Here is a 13,917-nt window from a genome sequence, read left to right as displayed (position 1 = left end):
CAGGGGCTTCCTAGAAATCGTAACGGACGCTGAGGCTATATTGGCGCGGCGGGCCGTAGAAACCAATCAGCGTGCCGACCGCCGGAATGTTGTAGCCGGTGGTGCGGTATTCCTTGTCGGCCAGGTTGGTGCCCTGCAGCGAGAACGTCCAGGCGTCATCGAGCTTCCAGATCACCCCGGCATTGACCAGCCCGTAGCCCTCCTGGCGGATCACCGGGCTCAGGTCGGTGGTCGGCCACACCTCGCTCTGGTAGCTGTAGCTCACCCGTGCGGACAGGTTGCCGCCCTTGGCCAGCTCGGTGCGGTACTCCACATTCAACGCGCCCGAAAAGTCCGGTGCGTTGGTGAATTTCATCTTGTCGGCAACGTTGATGCCGCGGTCCATGTACTGGTCATACTTGGTGTCCAGCCACGCCAGGTTGCCGGAGATCAGCCAGTGCTGGGTGGGCAGGTACTGGTATTCGATTTCCAGGCCGTTGACGGTGCCGGAACCGGCGTTGGTGAAGTCGCCGAAGAAGGCATCGTCGACGCCATCGCCATTGGTATCGATGCCGGTGAACACCGACAGCTGGATGTCCTTGTACTTGTTGTGGAAGGCCGACAGGTTCAGGAACAGGCGCTGGTCGAGGAAGGCCATCTTGCTGCCGATCTCGACGCTGTCCACCGATTCATCATCGAACGGTTCGGCCGAGCGCGGCACCGCCACGGCGTTGGCGCGGATGTTGTAACCCCCCGACTTGAAGCCACGCGTGGCCAACCCGTACACCATGATGTCCGGGGTGAGCTGGTAGTCCAGCGATACCTTGGGCGAGACATTGGTGAAGTTGGTTTTCTTGTCGAAATCCGCCGTCACTGCGACGGGCCGGCTGAAGGTCGGGTCGGCGTAGAGGCGGTTCAACACGATCGCGCGCTTGTCCTCGTCGGTGTAGCGGGCGCCCACGTCGAGCTTGAGCTTGCTGGTCAGGTCGAAGGTCCAATCGGCATACAGCGCGATGCTGTCGGTCAGCACCTTGCCCTGGTTGTCGGCAAACTGCGCGCTGAAGTAATTGTTCTGGATCTGCCCACCGGCCTCACCGCTGAACTGGTAGAGGCCCACCACGCCGCGCACCCGGCCGCCGGCATCATAGTTCAGCTGCACCTCGTTGCTGACCTGGTTGTCGGTATAGGTGCCGCCCACGTCGGCCAGCTTGACCGGCGTGGTGTCGAAATCGATGTTCGCCTCGCTGTCCGATTCGCGCTTGGCCACCACGTATTTCACTGCCACGTCTTCGCTGGGCCGCCAGTTCACCGTGGCCGAGGCGCCCTTGGTCTCTACGTTGTTGATGTTGCGCATGCCCGAGCGGATGTCATAGCGGCTATCCATGGGCGGGTAGGCCCGCACGAACGGGTTGGGCGCCAGCATCTTCGAGCCGCGCATACCGGACTGGTCGTTGATCCAGTCCAGCGCGAACTGCACGTCGAGATCCTCGCCCGCATACGCGCCCAGGTTCAGGCGTGCCGCATTGATCTGCTTGTCACTGACCGGCTGGCCGTTGAACGTGTTCTCGCCGAAGCCGTCACGATTCATGCTGGCCACTGCCACCCGCGCGCGCAGGCCACTGTCGGGCCCGCCCAGCGGGCCGCCGAGGGCTGCCTTGGCATCCAGCTGGTTGTAGTTGCCCACGGTGATCTGGGCAAAGCCTTCGGTCTGGGTGGGCAGGCCACGCGAGATGTACTTGATCGCACCGCCAATGGTGTTCTTGCCATACAGCGTCCCCTGTGGGCCACGCAGCACCTCGATGCGCGATACGTCGAAGACGTCCAGCAGCGCTCCCTGCGGGCGCGCGATGTAGACGTCATCCAGGTAGATGCCCACGCCCGGATCGGCGCCCCAGGTCGGATCGGACTGGCCAATCCCGCGGATGTACGCGGTGACCGTGCTGCTGGCGCCGCGTGCGGCATAGATGGTCAGATTGGGGACCTGGCCATCGAGGTCTCCGATGTCCTGGATGTTCATCTTGTCCAGCGCTTCAGAGGTGAAGGCGGTGACCGCCACCGGAACCTCCTGCAGGGTTTCCTCGCGCTTGCGCGCGGTCACCGTGATGCTGTCCAGGTTGGTGGCCGAAGCGGTTTTGCCTGCCGTCGGTGCGGCGTGGGGCGCCTCCTGTGCCAGGACCGGCCCGGAGGCCAACAGCGCGCCGATCATAATACTCAGACAATTCCGTTTCATTCGGTCCTCCCCCAAGGCATGTGCGTTGCAGATGGCCCAATGCCACCCATGAGCCCTAGGCTAACGGTGCCGGGGTGCACCGGCGAGTGGACCTAGGTCCAGTCGGCAGCGGCGGTCAGATCCGGATACTGGGCGCGTCCTCACCTGGAAGCACCCTATGTCGTTACTGATCGTACTTGCAGCACTGGGCTTCCTCATCCTGATGGCCTACCGCGGCTACAGCGTGATCCTGTTCGCGCCCATCGCCGCCCTCGGCGCGGTGCTGCTGACCGATCCCTCGCTGGTGGCACCGATGTTCACCGGCTTGTTCATGGACAAGATGGTCGGCTTCCTGAAGCTCTACTTCCCGGTGTTCCTGCTGGGCGCGGTGTTCGGCAAGCTGATCGAACTGTCCGGCTTTTCAAGGTCCATCGTCGGCGCGGCGATCCGGCTGTTCGGTCCGCAGCGGGCGATGCTGTCGATCGTGCTGGTCTCGGGCCTGCTCACCTATGGTGGCGTGTCGCTGTTCGTGGTGGTGTTCGCGGTCTATCCGTTCGCGGCCGAGATGTTCCGCCAGAGCAACATCCCCAAGCGCTTGATTCCGGCCACGTTGGGGGTGGGCGGCTTCAGCTTCACCATGGACGCGTTGCCGGGGACGCCGCAGATCCAGAACATCATCCCGACAACGTTCTTCGGTACCAATACCTGGGCCGCACCGGTGCTGGGCACACTTGGCAGCCTCTTCGTGCTTGCGGTGGGCATGGCGTACCTGGAGTGGCGCCGTCGCGTTGCCGTGCGCAACGGCGAGGGCTACGGCGACCCGGCCACCCTGGTCAACGAGCCGGCACCGTTCACCGGCACCCACCTGGCGCATGCGGGCATTGCCGTGCTGCCGCTGGTGCTGGTTTTCCTCTCCAACAAGCTGTTCACCCTGGGCATGCCGCACTGGTATGGCAGCGCGCACAGCTTCGTGCCATCGATCATGGGCAACGCCGCGCCCGTGGTGCAGGACGTGGCGAAGATCGGGGCGATCTGGGCCGTGGTGGGGGCGTTGCTGGTCGGCATCCTGTCGGTGCTGGCGCTGGCCTGGCGCCCGGTGGTGACCCAGTTTGCCGAGGGCACCAAGGCGGCAATCAGCGGTGCGGTGCTGGCCGCCATGAACACCGCGTCGGAGTATGGCTTCGGTGCGGTGATCGCCGCATTGCCCGGTTTCATGATAGTGGCCAACGCACTGGGCTCGATCAAGGATCCGCTGTTGCATGAAGCGGTCACGGTGACCGGCCTGGCCGGCGTCACCGGCTCGGCCTCGGGCGGCATGAGCATCGCCCTGGCCGCCATGTCGGACACCTTCATCGCCAATGCGCAGGCTGCCGGCATCCCGATGGAGGTGCTGCATCGCGTCGCTGCGATGGCCTCCGGCGGCATGGACAGCCTGCCGCACAACGGTGCGGTCATCACCTTGTTGATGGTGACCGGGCTGACCCATCGCCAGGCGTACAAGGACCTTTTCGCAGTAACCATCATCAAGACCCTCGCGGTGTTCGTGGTGATCGGCATCTATTACGCCACCGGCTGGGTTTGACAGCGGCGTCGCAGCACCCTCTGGAAGGCTGGTCCACGAGGATTCCCGGTACCCCTTCATCCACGACTCACGCATGAGGATCTGGTCATGAAATCTGGAATCGCTTCGATCAAGGCAGTACTACTGGTGCTGTGCACCTGGCTGGCGACGGCAGGCAGCGTCTTTGCGGCAAGCCCCACCGGACATTGGGATGTGGGTCTGTTCGGCAATCTTTTCGGCGCCCGCGAGTACCAGGTGTGGGTGCCGGCCGGCTACGACGAAACCCAGCCGCTACCCCTGCTGCTGGTGTTGCACGGTTGCGTCAACGGGCCGAACCTGATGGGCGAGGCGTCGGGCTTCAATGACGTTGCCGATACGGAAGGCTTCATCGTGGTGTACCCGCGCCAGAACGTCACTGCCAACCCCGCACGCTGCTGGAACTGGCAGTTGCCGATCAACCAGGCGCGCGGCAGCGGTGAGGCCTCGATCCTGGCCGGGATCGTGGACAAGGTGAAAACGGGCTACAGCATCGATCCGCACCGGGTCTACGTCACCGGTATTTCCGCCGGCGGTGCAATGACCTCGATCATGCTGGCCTGCTATTCGGATGTGTTCGCCGCCGGCGCGATCCATTCCGGCGGCATGTACAAGGGCGCGACCACGATCTCCGGCAGCGCCTACGCGCTGTTGGCCGGCAGCATCTACTCGCCGGACAGCAACGGGCGGCTGGCCTGGCAGTGCTCGGGCTCGCCGACGCCGCGACCGGTCCCGGTGCTGGTGTTCCATGGCAGCGCCGATGCTACGGTCAACCCGGTGAACGGGCAGCAGGCCGTGCGCCAGTTCCTGCAGACCAATGACCTGGCCGACGATGGCCTGGACAACGACTCGGTGAAGTATGTGCCGACCAATACCTACAACGGGCAGGTGCCGGGTGGGCGCGCATATCGGGTTGACACCTACACCTACGGCGGCAGGACGCTGGCCCAGCATTACGTTGTGCAGGGGATGGGCCATGCCTGGAGTGGCAGCCAGACGGGATTGCCGTTTACCGATCCCAAGGGACCGGATGCCACCTTGATTACGTGGTTGTTCCTGAAGGATCAGCAGCGCTGAGCCTATGGAATCCCCGGCCCGCCCAAAGGCCGGGGATCTCGTAGAGCGGACCGTTGGTCCGCTGCTTCTGCGGCCGTCGCGCGCGAATGGCGCCAAACACGTCAAAAGATCCCAGGCGCGCGATCCCACCCACGAGCCGTACCCGCGCTCCATGCGTGACCGCCTTCCTGCCCGGAATGCGTCGCGCGTCACGAGATTCAGATCGAAACGGCGTACATGCCGCCCCGAATAGACTGCTGCCATCGGATAGCGGTAATCAGAAGAATCAACTCCACCTTGCCCCGCTAGTTGTCTGTTCCCTGTCCCATGCGACGGAGGATTCAGGTCCGTCCCGGCCCTCGTTGGGCGCGCTGCAACGCATCATCGAGTCCCGCAGTCCGGAGACAACGGTCGCCACGCCTGACCATGATCGGATCACTGCCCAACGCATCGATATCGTCGACGAGAACGGCGTGATCCGCATGACCCTTTCAGGCCGGACGCCGGCCCCGATCATCGACGGGATCCAATACCGACGGGCATTCAACGTCGCCGGGCTGGTGCTTTACGACGACAAGGGCAGCGAGCGGGGCGGCTTCGGCACCGCCGATGTAGCCGGGGGGATGGCCGTTCTGGCCCTGGATCACCCGGCGATGGATGCCATCGGCTGGCGCGTTTCGCCGGACGGGGAGGTGGCGTTCTCGATCAACCAGGCGCCGCCGCTGCTGCGCGAACCGGCCCTGGACAACCGTTTGGTTCCCGGGGTTAAAACGTCCACGCGCATCCGCATGGTGGTGGGTGCCGACGGAGCCCCCGCGATCGCGTTGAACGACAAGGCCGACAGGACACGCCTGCGGCTGACGGTAACCGAAGAAGGCTACGGCGCCATCGAGTTCCTCAATGCGAAAGGCGAGGTGATTCACACCCTGGCGCCAGAGGCCGATGCGGAGCTGGCGAACGCACATGCAGATTGAAGCGTACGAAGAGCGGCTTCGCGTTGCCATGCTGCACAGCGATGTGGCTGAGTTGGACGTCCTGATTGATGATGACCTGGTGTTCGTCGGGCCAGGGGGCGGCATCTATACGAAGGCGGATGACCTGCAGTTGCATCGCTCGGGGGGTAATCCCCCCGCTTTTAGCGGTCGCCAAAAGTGGAACTACGCTGCCAGTGCAAGCTTCTGCATTGGCGTGATGCCGCCGAGCGCCATGTTCGGTCGCTCGTGGTTGTAAGTCCATAGCCAACGGGTGGCGATGTCCTGGACCTGCTGGATGTCATTGAACAGATTGCTGGCAAGCCAAGCGTAACGCACGGTCCGGTTGTAGCGTTCGATGTAGGCGTTCTGCTGAGGATTGCCTGGCTGGATGTAGAGCAGCGCAATGCCTTGCTGCTCGGCCCATGCTTGCAGCGCTCCGCTGATGTACTCGGGCCCGTTGTCGCAGCGTATGGCGCGAGGCTTTCCGCGCCATTGAATGATCTGTTCCAAGCTGCGGATAACGCGCGCCGCAGGCAAGGAGATGTCGACCTCCATCGCCAGACCCTGCCGGTTGAAATCATCCAGTACGTTGAGCATCCGGAAGCTGCGTCCATCAGCCAGTTGGTCGTGCATGAAATCCATCGACCAAGTGTGGTTCGCCGCCTTCGGAACCGCTAGCGGCGCCGGCACTTCTCGGACGATGCGCTTACGCGGCTTGATGCGCAGGTTCAGCTCCAAATCGCGATAGATCCGATACACGCGCTTGTGGTTCCAAGCGAAGCCCTTCACGTTGCGCAGGTGCAGGAAGCACAGCCCAAAGCCCCAATCGCGGTAGGCGCTGGTCAGCCTGAGCAACCAGTCAGCGATGATCGCATTTTCTTGGCAGGCCTTGGCCTGATAGCGGTAGCAGGTCTGACTCACCTCGAACGTCCTGCACGCATGAACGATGCTGGTGATGCCTGCCTGGACCGCCAGTCTGGCCATCTCGCGACGCTGAGATGGCCTCACCATTTTTTTGAGAGCGCTTCCTTCAGCAGCTCGGCACTGAGCTGGGCATCGGCGTACATCTTCTTCAGCCGCCGGTTCTCGTCCTGCAGTTCTTTTAGCTGGGACACCATGGACGCATCCATGCCGCCGAACTTGCTGCGCCACTTGTAGAACGTCGCTGAGCTGATGCCATGCTGTCGGCAAAGGTCCGGGACAGGCGTGCCGGCCTCGGCCTGCTTGAGTACGGCGATGATCTGGCTGTCGGTGAATCGTGATTTCTTCATGGGATCTCCTCGGGTTAGGTTACGAGAAAATTCCACTTCTGGCTGCTACTAACCTGCGGGGGGATTACCAGAAGCAATAGCGAGTGTTGTTCCGGGATATTCGTATCCCTGAGTGCATGCCTGGTCTGGTTGTCCGTTCGAGCAATGCGTAGGTTGCAGGGTCAGACGAGCCATTACTCCATTTCGCAATCTTGGTATAAGCGCCTGACCAGCGCCCGCCAGCTCGACAACGAGCGGTCGCGATTCTTCGCTCTACAGAGTGCCGGTCTCCCTAGAGGCTCCAATCTATCCGCATCCCGGCGATCAGCGCATTCGGCAGGTTGCGCTGGCGTGCTGGTTCGTCGAACTGGTCCGGATGCACGATGTAGTGCAGGTTCGGCGCGATCCGAAGCTGCCGGGTGAGCTGGATGCCATAGCTCAACTCCATCATCACCTGGCTGCCGTGCGGGGTGCCGCTGCCGCCGGCCGCGGCACGGGCCAGCCGCAGGTTTTCCAGGGCGATACCGCTGTACTTCTGCTGGGTGACGACAAAGGCGATGTTGTCCTGCGGTCGGCTGGCAAACGTGCCTTTCTGCACCAGGCCGGCCTGCAGGAAGTGATCCTCGATCAACTGGCCGGAGGTGCCCTTGAGCGCGGCGCCAAAGACGGTCATGCCGCGGCCGTCGCCGTCGCCGGTGAGCTGTTGCTCGAAGCGGGCGAACGCGCCTGAGCGGCCGTGGCGGGTTGCGTATTCCCGGCCGCTCAGCAGCGCCGGAATGCCGTTGGCGTCGCGTAGCGGATCGCGGTAGGTCGAGTTGTCCTGCCAGCCGCCGAGTTCATACCTGGCCTTCAATCGCGCCGACGCCGGGCTGCGCCAGCCGATCGCGTACGGCACCACCCAGCCGGTGGCCTGGTTGGTGCTCCATTTCAGGCCGTGCTGGCCGTCCTCGGCCTGGCTCGGATCGACCTGGTAAGCGCCGACACGCACGTAGACATCGGGCGTCACCCAGGCGGTGGCATCGGCCATCCAGCTCGATACCGGCCACCAGGTGAAATTACTGGTGCGGAAGACGTAGGTCGGGTTGCCGCAGGCGGAATTGCCCTGGAAGTACTGGCACAGCTCGGAGCCGAGAAAATGGATGTTGGCCACGCTGCGCCCGGCTTCCAGTACCAGGCGGTCGTCGAGCAGCTTCTGTTCCAGGGTCAGGTTGGCCAGGCGCGTACCCTGGCCACCGTAGATTTCCTGTACCGAGGTGCTGTTGCCGGTGCTGCTGCTAGCGAGGTTGGTGCCATGGCGGTTGATGCCGTAGGCCTTGATCGTCGCGCCCCGCCAGCCGAACGCGGCATCCAGGTTCACGTCGGCACCGAACATCAACTGGCCGGCATAGGCTGTGCCGCTGCGCTTGCCACCGTCGAGCGTGGCGGCAGCCTCGCCGGTGTAGGCAAGCTTGGGGACGAAGACGTCGCCTGCGTCGGCGGCGGTAGCCAGCGACGGCAGGGCCAGCAGGATCGCGACCAGCAACAGGCGGCGGCGGGAAAGGAGGGTCATGCGGGGCTCCTGGTGCAGGTCATGGGTCGCCAGGCCCATGCATGCGCAGGGACCGGCGGATGAGCGTGGGAACGGAAGGGGTCAGGACGAGGACGTGACCGGCTTCTTGAGGACGCGCAGCGCGACCGCAGTAACCGCGACACCGGCCAGCAGCGCCAGCAGGTAGACGCCCAGGTGGGTAACCGCATTCGGGATCGGCAGCACGAACGCGCCACCGTGCGGAACCTTCAGTTCAACGCCAGCGGCCATCGAGATCGCGCCGGCCACGGCAGAGCCAAGAATCAGCGCCGGAATGGTGCGCAGTGGATCGCGCGCGGCATAGGGGATCGCACCTTCGGTAACAAAGCTGAGGCCCAGCACGCCGGCGGCACCGGCCGTGCTGCGTTCCTCGGCAGTGAAGCGGTTGCTGAAAAGCCAGGTTGCCAGCGCGATGCCCAGCGGCGGCGTCATGCCACCGATCATCGTCGCCGCCATCGGCGTGTAGACCTGGCTGGAAATCAGCGCGGTGGAAAACGCATAGGAGGCCTTGTTGACCGGCCCACCCATGTCCACCGCCATCATCCCGCCCAGCAGCAGGCCCAGCAGGATCGCACTGCTGCCCTGCATGCCGCGCAGCCAATCGGTCAGCCACGCCAGCAGCCCAGCGACCGGCGTGCCGATCACGTACATCATCAACAGGCCGACCAGCAGCGTGCCCAGCACCGGCAGGATCAGCACAGGCTTGAGGCCTTCCAGGCTGCGCGGCAGGCGCAGCGCACGGTTGATCCAGTACACGCCGTAGCCGGCGATAAAGCCAGCCAGGATGCCACCGATGAAGCCTGCATCCATGTTGACCGCAACCAGCCCGCCGATCATGCCGGGCGCGATGCCGGGGCGGTCGGCGATGGAGTAGGCGATGTAACCGGCCAGGGCCGGCACCATCAACATGAAGCCGGACTTGGCGCCGATCTGGAACAGCGACCAGGCCAGCGTGCCCTTGTGTGCATCGTCGAAGGCGTAGATGCCGCCCAGCGCGAACGCCAGTGCGATCAGCAGGCCGCCGGCGGTGACGAACGGCAGCATGAAAGACACGCCGGTCATCAGGTGCTTGTAGGGGCCGGTGGTCCTGGTCTTTTCGGTTGTGCGGCCGGCAGCGACCGCACCGGCGTGCACACCGGCCTCGGCCAGCGCCTTGCGGATCAGGTTCTGGCCGTCGTTGATCGCCGGCTTGGTACCGCTTTTGAACAGCCGCTTGCCGGCGAAACGTGACAGATCAACTTCGCGGTCGGCGGCGATCAGCACCAGGTCGGCGGCGGCGATTTCCTCGTCACTCAATGCGTCCTGCGCGCCGACCGAGCCCTGGGTTTCCACCCGGATCAGGTGGCCCAGTGCCTTGGCGGCCAGTTGCAGGCCCTCGGCCGCCATGAAGGTGTGGGCGATGCCGGTCGGGCAGGAGGTAACGGCGACGATGTGCTTGCCGGCGTTCGCAGTGGATACGGTCGTCGGCGCGACGGCCAGCGGTGCCAGTGCAGCAAGCGGGTCGTCCAGCACCTCGCCGAGGCTTGCGCGGACGATGCCGGCATTGCCGAAGCGGGACGTGTCGGCCTCGCCGTCGCCCACCAGCAGCAGCTGTGTCGCGGCGGCGGCATGTGCGGCGGGCAGAGCGTCGGTCACGCCCTGGTCGCTGCGGATTTCGATCACCAGTTCAAGCCCGCGCTGGCGGGCGGCGCGGCGCAGCGCTTCGGCGGCGAGAATCGCCTCGATGCTGCGTTCGCCTGCGGCGATGACGACGATGGAAGCGTGCATGGAAACTCCAGGAATTCTTCGGGTTCGTGCTTGCAGTGGGTTCAATCCAACTGTTCGATCAGTACATCGCCGGTCCACTCGCGCACCTGCGCCGGATCCAGCCGTCGCGCATCTCCGCTTCCCAGCCGGCTCATCGAGAACGCTGTCGCCAGCCGTGCGCAGTTGGCCAGGGTGAAGGCCGGTTCCAGCAGTGCGGCGGCAATGCCGGCAACCATGGCGTCGCCCGCGCCGACCGAGCTGCCCTGCGCCAACCGTGCCGGTCGCGCCACCAGTGCGCCATTGCGATCGATAAACAGCGCGCCGTCGGTGCCCATCGAGATCGCCACCAGCGCGACCCCGCGTTCGATCAGGCTCTGGCCGGCTGTCCGCAGTGCGCTGCGATCCGGCAACGACCTGCCGGCCCACGCCTCGAGCTCATGGCCGTTGGGCTTCACCGCATAGGGCAGCGCGCCCTGCATGCCGCCCAAGGCGGCAACAAGTGCGTCGCCGCTGGTATCCAGCAGCACGCGCGCGCCAGCGGCGCCGGCCTGCGCCTGCAGTCGCGCCCACGCATCGGCTGGCAGCCCCGAGGGCAGGCTGCCGGACAGCACCACCGGTAGCTCCGGTACAAGCAGGTCGGCAAGCCCGCGGGACACCGCATCCAGTTCGGCGCTGCCCAGCGACAGGCCGGGCAGGTTGATGTCGGTGGTCTCGCTGCGGTCTTCTTCCACCAGTTTGATGTTGGTGCGGGTCTGGCCTGGCACGCGCACGCAGCCGTCGGCGATGCCGCGTGCCGAGAACAGCGAACGGAACACGCCGTCGTTGCCGTCACCGAGCACGCCCAGCGCGGTCGTCGGCACGCCCCAGTCGGCCAGGCAGGCGGCAACGTTGATGCCCTTGCCGCCAGCGTCGTCACGGCTGCTGCGGGCGCGGTGCACGTGGCCCGGCTGCAGGCGCGCCAGCCGCACGGTCTGGTCGATCGCCGGGTTCAGGGTGATGGTGATGGCGCGCGTACTCATGTCCGCGCTCCGTCCAGCGCACGCACCTGCTCGGCGGTTTCGCAATCCAGTGCGGTTCTGGCCAGTGCCTGCAGATCGGCCAGCGCGGTGCCGCGCAGGCGCGCCTTCACCGCCGGGATATCGTTCGGTGTCATGGATAGTTCGTCCACGCCAAGACCGGCCAGCAGCCCCGCGCCGAACGGATCGCCGGCCAGGCCGCCACAAACGCCTACCCAGCGCCCATGCGCGCGCGCGCCCTCAACCGTGGCGCGGATCGCGCGCAGCACTGCCGGGTGCAGACTGTCGGCCTCGGCGGCGAGTTCCGGGTTCTGGCGGTCGATCGCCAGAACGTACTGGGTCAGGTCATTGGTGCCGATCGAGAAGAAGTCGGCGTGGCGTGCCAGCACATCGCTCTGCGCAGCGGCGGCCGGCACTTCAATCATGATGCCGACCGGCACTTCGGGCGCCCCCAGCTCGGCGCGCAAGCGCTCGCAGATGCCGCGCAGCGTGATCAGCTCGGGCACCGAGGTGATCATCGGGAACATGATCGACAGGCGCGCACCGTCCTTCGCCGCGCGGTACAGCGCACGCAGCTGCGGTTCCAGCAGGTCGGGGCGGCGCAGCAGCAGGCGCGCACCACGCACGCCCAGGAACGGATTCTCCTCGTGCGGCAGTTCCAGGTGGGCCACCTGCTTGTCGCCGCCGATGTCGAGCGCGCGCACGATCAACGGGCGGCCGTCCAGCGCCTTCGCCATGGCCACGTAGGTGGCGTACTGTTCGTCCTCGCTGGGCGTGCTGCCGCGTTCGAGGAACAGGAACTCGGTGCGCATCAGGCCCACACCTTCCGCGCCCTGTTCAAGCGCCAGCGGTACCTGCTCGGGCAGGTTGACGTTGGCACCGATGTCGATGCGGTGGCCATCCGATGTCTGCGCAGGCTGCGCGCGTTGCGCCGCTTCGCGTTCGCGGATCTCCTGCTGTTCGGCGATCCACGCGCGTGCCGAGGACAGATCGGCCGGGGATGGAGACAGATAGAGCCGCCCGCTGCTGCCATCGAGGATCGCTTCGCTGCCTGCGCTGATCGCCAGCAGTTCCTTGCCACCGGCCACCAGCGCCGGCAGCCCCAGCGTGCGCGAGAGGATCGCGGTGTGCGAGGTCGGCCCGCCCTGTGCGGTGGCGAGGCCGAGCACGCGGCGGGTGTCGAGGTTGGCGGTATCTGACGGCGACAGATCGGCCGCGAGCAGGATGCACGGTTCCGTCGGCAGGTCACCCAGGCCGCCGCCGGCCGCAGACGGGTCCAACTGGGCCAGGACGCGGCGGCCGACGTCACGCAGGTCGGCCGCACGCCCGGCCAGCACCGGGTTGCCCAGCGCCGCCAGCCCGCTGGCGATCTGTTCGATGGCCTGGTTCCACGACCATGCCACGCCGTGGCCGTCCACCATCAGTTGGCAGGTGCGGGTAATCAGGTCCGCATCGTCCAGCAACGCCGCGTGGGCCTTGAAGATCGCCGCGTCGGAGGCGCCGAGCCGGCGCTGGGTGTCGTCCTGCAGGGCGGCCAGCTGTTGGCGGGTGCGGCCGAGCGCGTCCTGCAGGCGTGCGCCGCCTTCGCCCAGCGGGGTGGGGTGGTCGGCAACCTCGGCCTGCGTGCTGCTCAGCACATGCACCGGACCGATCGCAAGACCGGGGCTGGCGCCGATACCGACCACCGTGGCCTGCGCGTCGGGCGGATTCCAGCCAGCAACCGGCGCGGCCTTGCGCTGCGCTGCGCGCTCGGCATCGGCCTTTTCCTGTGGTACCAGCCCGTCCATCACCTTGCGGAGTGCTGCCAACAGCGCCGGCGCATCGGCGCCCTCGGTGGAAACCGTGACCGCATCACCCTCACGCAGCCCCAGCTGCAGCAGTGCCACCAGGCTCTTGGCATCGGCGGCCTGGTGGCCGGCGCGCACCTGGGCGCGGGCCGCGAAGCTGCGCGCGGTCTCGGCCCAGCGCGTGGCCGGGCGCGCGTGCAGGCCGTTGGGGTAGGCAATGACCCAGTCGAAGCGTTCGGCCAGATCGGCTGCCGGCGCGCCGGTAGCGGTGGTCGCAACATCGCTGGCCAGCGCCGCAACGATCTCGCTCGCATCGCTGGTGGTGAACATGCGCTGCAGCGTGGCCTCATCCTGGATCAGCCGGGTCAGCCGGCGCAGCAGGGTGATGTGCGTATCGGACTGGGCGGCGATGCCGACCACCAGCCGGGTGACCTGGCCCGGGTTCCATTCCACGCCTTGCGGCAACTGCAGCACCGCGATGCCGTCGCGACGTACCATCTGGCGGTCTTCGCCAAGCCCGTGCGGAATTGCCACCCCGTGCCCGAGGAAGGTGTCCGCCAGTTGTTCGCGGCGGCCCATGCTGGCCTCGTAGCCAGGGGCGACGCAGCCGGCAGCCACCAGCATCTGCGCCGCCTGGGCGATGGCGTCGGCCTTGTCGCGGGCGCGGGCGCCCAGGCGGATCAGTTCCCGGCTGACGGGAGAGGAGGGGGGCAGGGAGGGCAAGGCAGGCTCCAGG

10 protein-coding genes are annotated in these 13,917 nt (G+C 65.9%); 4 read left to right on the top strand and 6 right to left on the bottom strand.

Annotated elements, in window-relative coordinates; genetic code table 11:
* Nucleotides 1-10: 10 nt before the first annotated feature.
* Nucleotides 11-2,209 carry a TonB-dependent receptor gene (locus tag AC3IR9_RS10520; RefSeq protein WP_489290583.1) on the bottom strand — a complete coding sequence of 733 codons (2,199 nt, stop codon included), beginning with the start codon at nt 2,207-2,209 and terminating at the stop codon, nt 11-13.
* Between the two features lie 157 nt (nt 2,210-2,366).
* On the opposite strand from AC3IR9_RS10520, the gene AC3IR9_RS10515 reads away from it, so the two are divergent.
* The 4 genes from AC3IR9_RS10515 to AC3IR9_RS10500 all read left to right on the top strand — a co-directional run bounded on the left by AC3IR9_RS10515 (nt 2,367) and on the right by AC3IR9_RS10500 (nt 6,071).
* A complete protein-coding gene (locus AC3IR9_RS10515) occupies nt 2,367-3,770 on the top strand; it encodes a GntP family permease (RefSeq protein WP_489290581.1) in 1,404 nt (467 codons plus the stop codon).
* An 87-nt stretch (nt 3,771-3,857) separates the two neighbouring features.
* Nucleotides 3,858-4,862, top strand: a complete 1,005-nt coding sequence (locus AC3IR9_RS10510; RefSeq protein ID WP_489290580.1) for an extracellular catalytic domain type 1 short-chain-length polyhydroxyalkanoate depolymerase — start codon at nt 3,858-3,860, stop codon at nt 4,860-4,862.
* A 341-nt stretch (nt 4,863-5,203) separates the two neighbouring features.
* Nucleotides 5,204-5,815 carry a hypothetical protein gene (locus AC3IR9_RS10505; RefSeq protein WP_489290579.1) on the top strand — a complete coding sequence of 204 codons (612 nt, stop codon included), beginning with the start codon at nt 5,204-5,206 and terminating at the stop codon, nt 5,813-5,815.
* Entirely contained in the window at nt 5,784-6,071 is a 288-nt protein-coding gene (locus tag AC3IR9_RS10500; protein ID WP_489290577.1) for a nuclear transport factor 2 family protein, read from the top strand. Before AC3IR9_RS10505 ends, AC3IR9_RS10500 begins: the two co-directional genes overlap by 32 nt.
* Here the strand turns inward: AC3IR9_RS10500 and AC3IR9_RS10495 are convergent.
* From AC3IR9_RS10495 to ptsP, 5 genes are all read right to left on the bottom strand, one after another.
* Nucleotides 5,999-7,086 (bottom strand): IS3 family transposase gene (locus AC3IR9_RS10495; RefSeq protein ID WP_489290575.1). Its coding sequence is split into 2 segments (ribosomal slippage): nt 5,999-6,834 and nt 6,834-7,086, totalling 1,089 coding nucleotides; the frame shifts between segments, so codons are not numbered across the junction. The genes AC3IR9_RS10500 and AC3IR9_RS10495 overlap by 73 nt on opposite strands.
* 271 nt (nt 7,087-7,357) lie before the next feature.
* On the bottom strand, nt 7,358-8,614 hold the full coding sequence (locus AC3IR9_RS10490) for a carbohydrate porin (protein ID WP_489295657.1): 1,257 nt from the start codon (nt 8,612-8,614) through the stop codon (nt 7,358-7,360).
* An 81-nt stretch (nt 8,615-8,695) separates the two neighbouring features.
* Nucleotides 8,696-10,399: a PTS fructose transporter subunit IIC gene (locus AC3IR9_RS10485; protein ID WP_489295656.1), complete on the bottom strand. Its 1,704-nt coding sequence runs from the start codon at nt 10,397-10,399 to the stop codon at nt 8,696-8,698.
* Nucleotides 10,400-10,440: 41 nt separating this feature from the next.
* Nucleotides 10,441-11,397 (bottom strand): 1-phosphofructokinase family hexose kinase, encoded by a 957-nt coding sequence (locus AC3IR9_RS10480; RefSeq protein WP_489295655.1) that lies wholly within the window; start codon nt 11,395-11,397, stop codon nt 10,441-10,443.
* Nucleotides 11,394-13,895, bottom strand: a complete 2,502-nt coding sequence (gene ptsP / locus AC3IR9_RS10475; RefSeq protein WP_489295785.1) for a phosphoenolpyruvate--protein phosphotransferase — start codon at nt 13,893-13,895, stop codon at nt 11,394-11,396. The genes AC3IR9_RS10480 and ptsP overlap by 4 nt, the downstream gene beginning before the upstream one ends.
* Between the last annotated feature and the right edge of the window lie 22 nt (nt 13,896-13,917).

The sequence above is a fragment of the Stenotrophomonas sp. GL_101 genome (assembly GCF_057835675.1).
This window is presented reverse-complemented; position numbering and strand designations above follow the sequence as displayed.

Coding starts and splice junctions, on each gene's coding strand:
- AC3IR9_RS10520 (WP_489290583.1), bottom strand. CDS start 2,209: ATGAAACGGAATTGTCTGAGTATTATGATCGGCGCGCTGTTGGCCTCC.
- AC3IR9_RS10515 (WP_489290581.1), top strand. CDS start 2,367: ATGTCGTTACTGATCGTACTTGCAGCACTGGGCTTCCTCATCCTGATG.
- AC3IR9_RS10510 (WP_489290580.1), top strand. CDS start 3,858: ATGAAATCTGGAATCGCTTCGATCAAGGCAGTACTACTGGTGCTGTGC.
- AC3IR9_RS10500 (WP_489290577.1), top strand. CDS start 5,784: ATGCGGAGCTGGCGAACGCACATGCAGATTGAAGCGTACGAAGAGCGG.
- AC3IR9_RS10490 (WP_489295657.1), bottom strand. CDS start 8,614: ATGACCCTCCTTTCCCGCCGCCGCCTGTTGCTGGTCGCGATCCTGCTG.
- AC3IR9_RS10485 (WP_489295656.1), bottom strand. CDS start 10,399: ATGCACGCTTCCATCGTCGTCATCGCCGCAGGCGAACGCAGCATCGAG.
- AC3IR9_RS10480 (WP_489295655.1), bottom strand. CDS start 11,397: ATGAGTACGCGCGCCATCACCATCACCCTGAACCCGGCGATCGACCAG.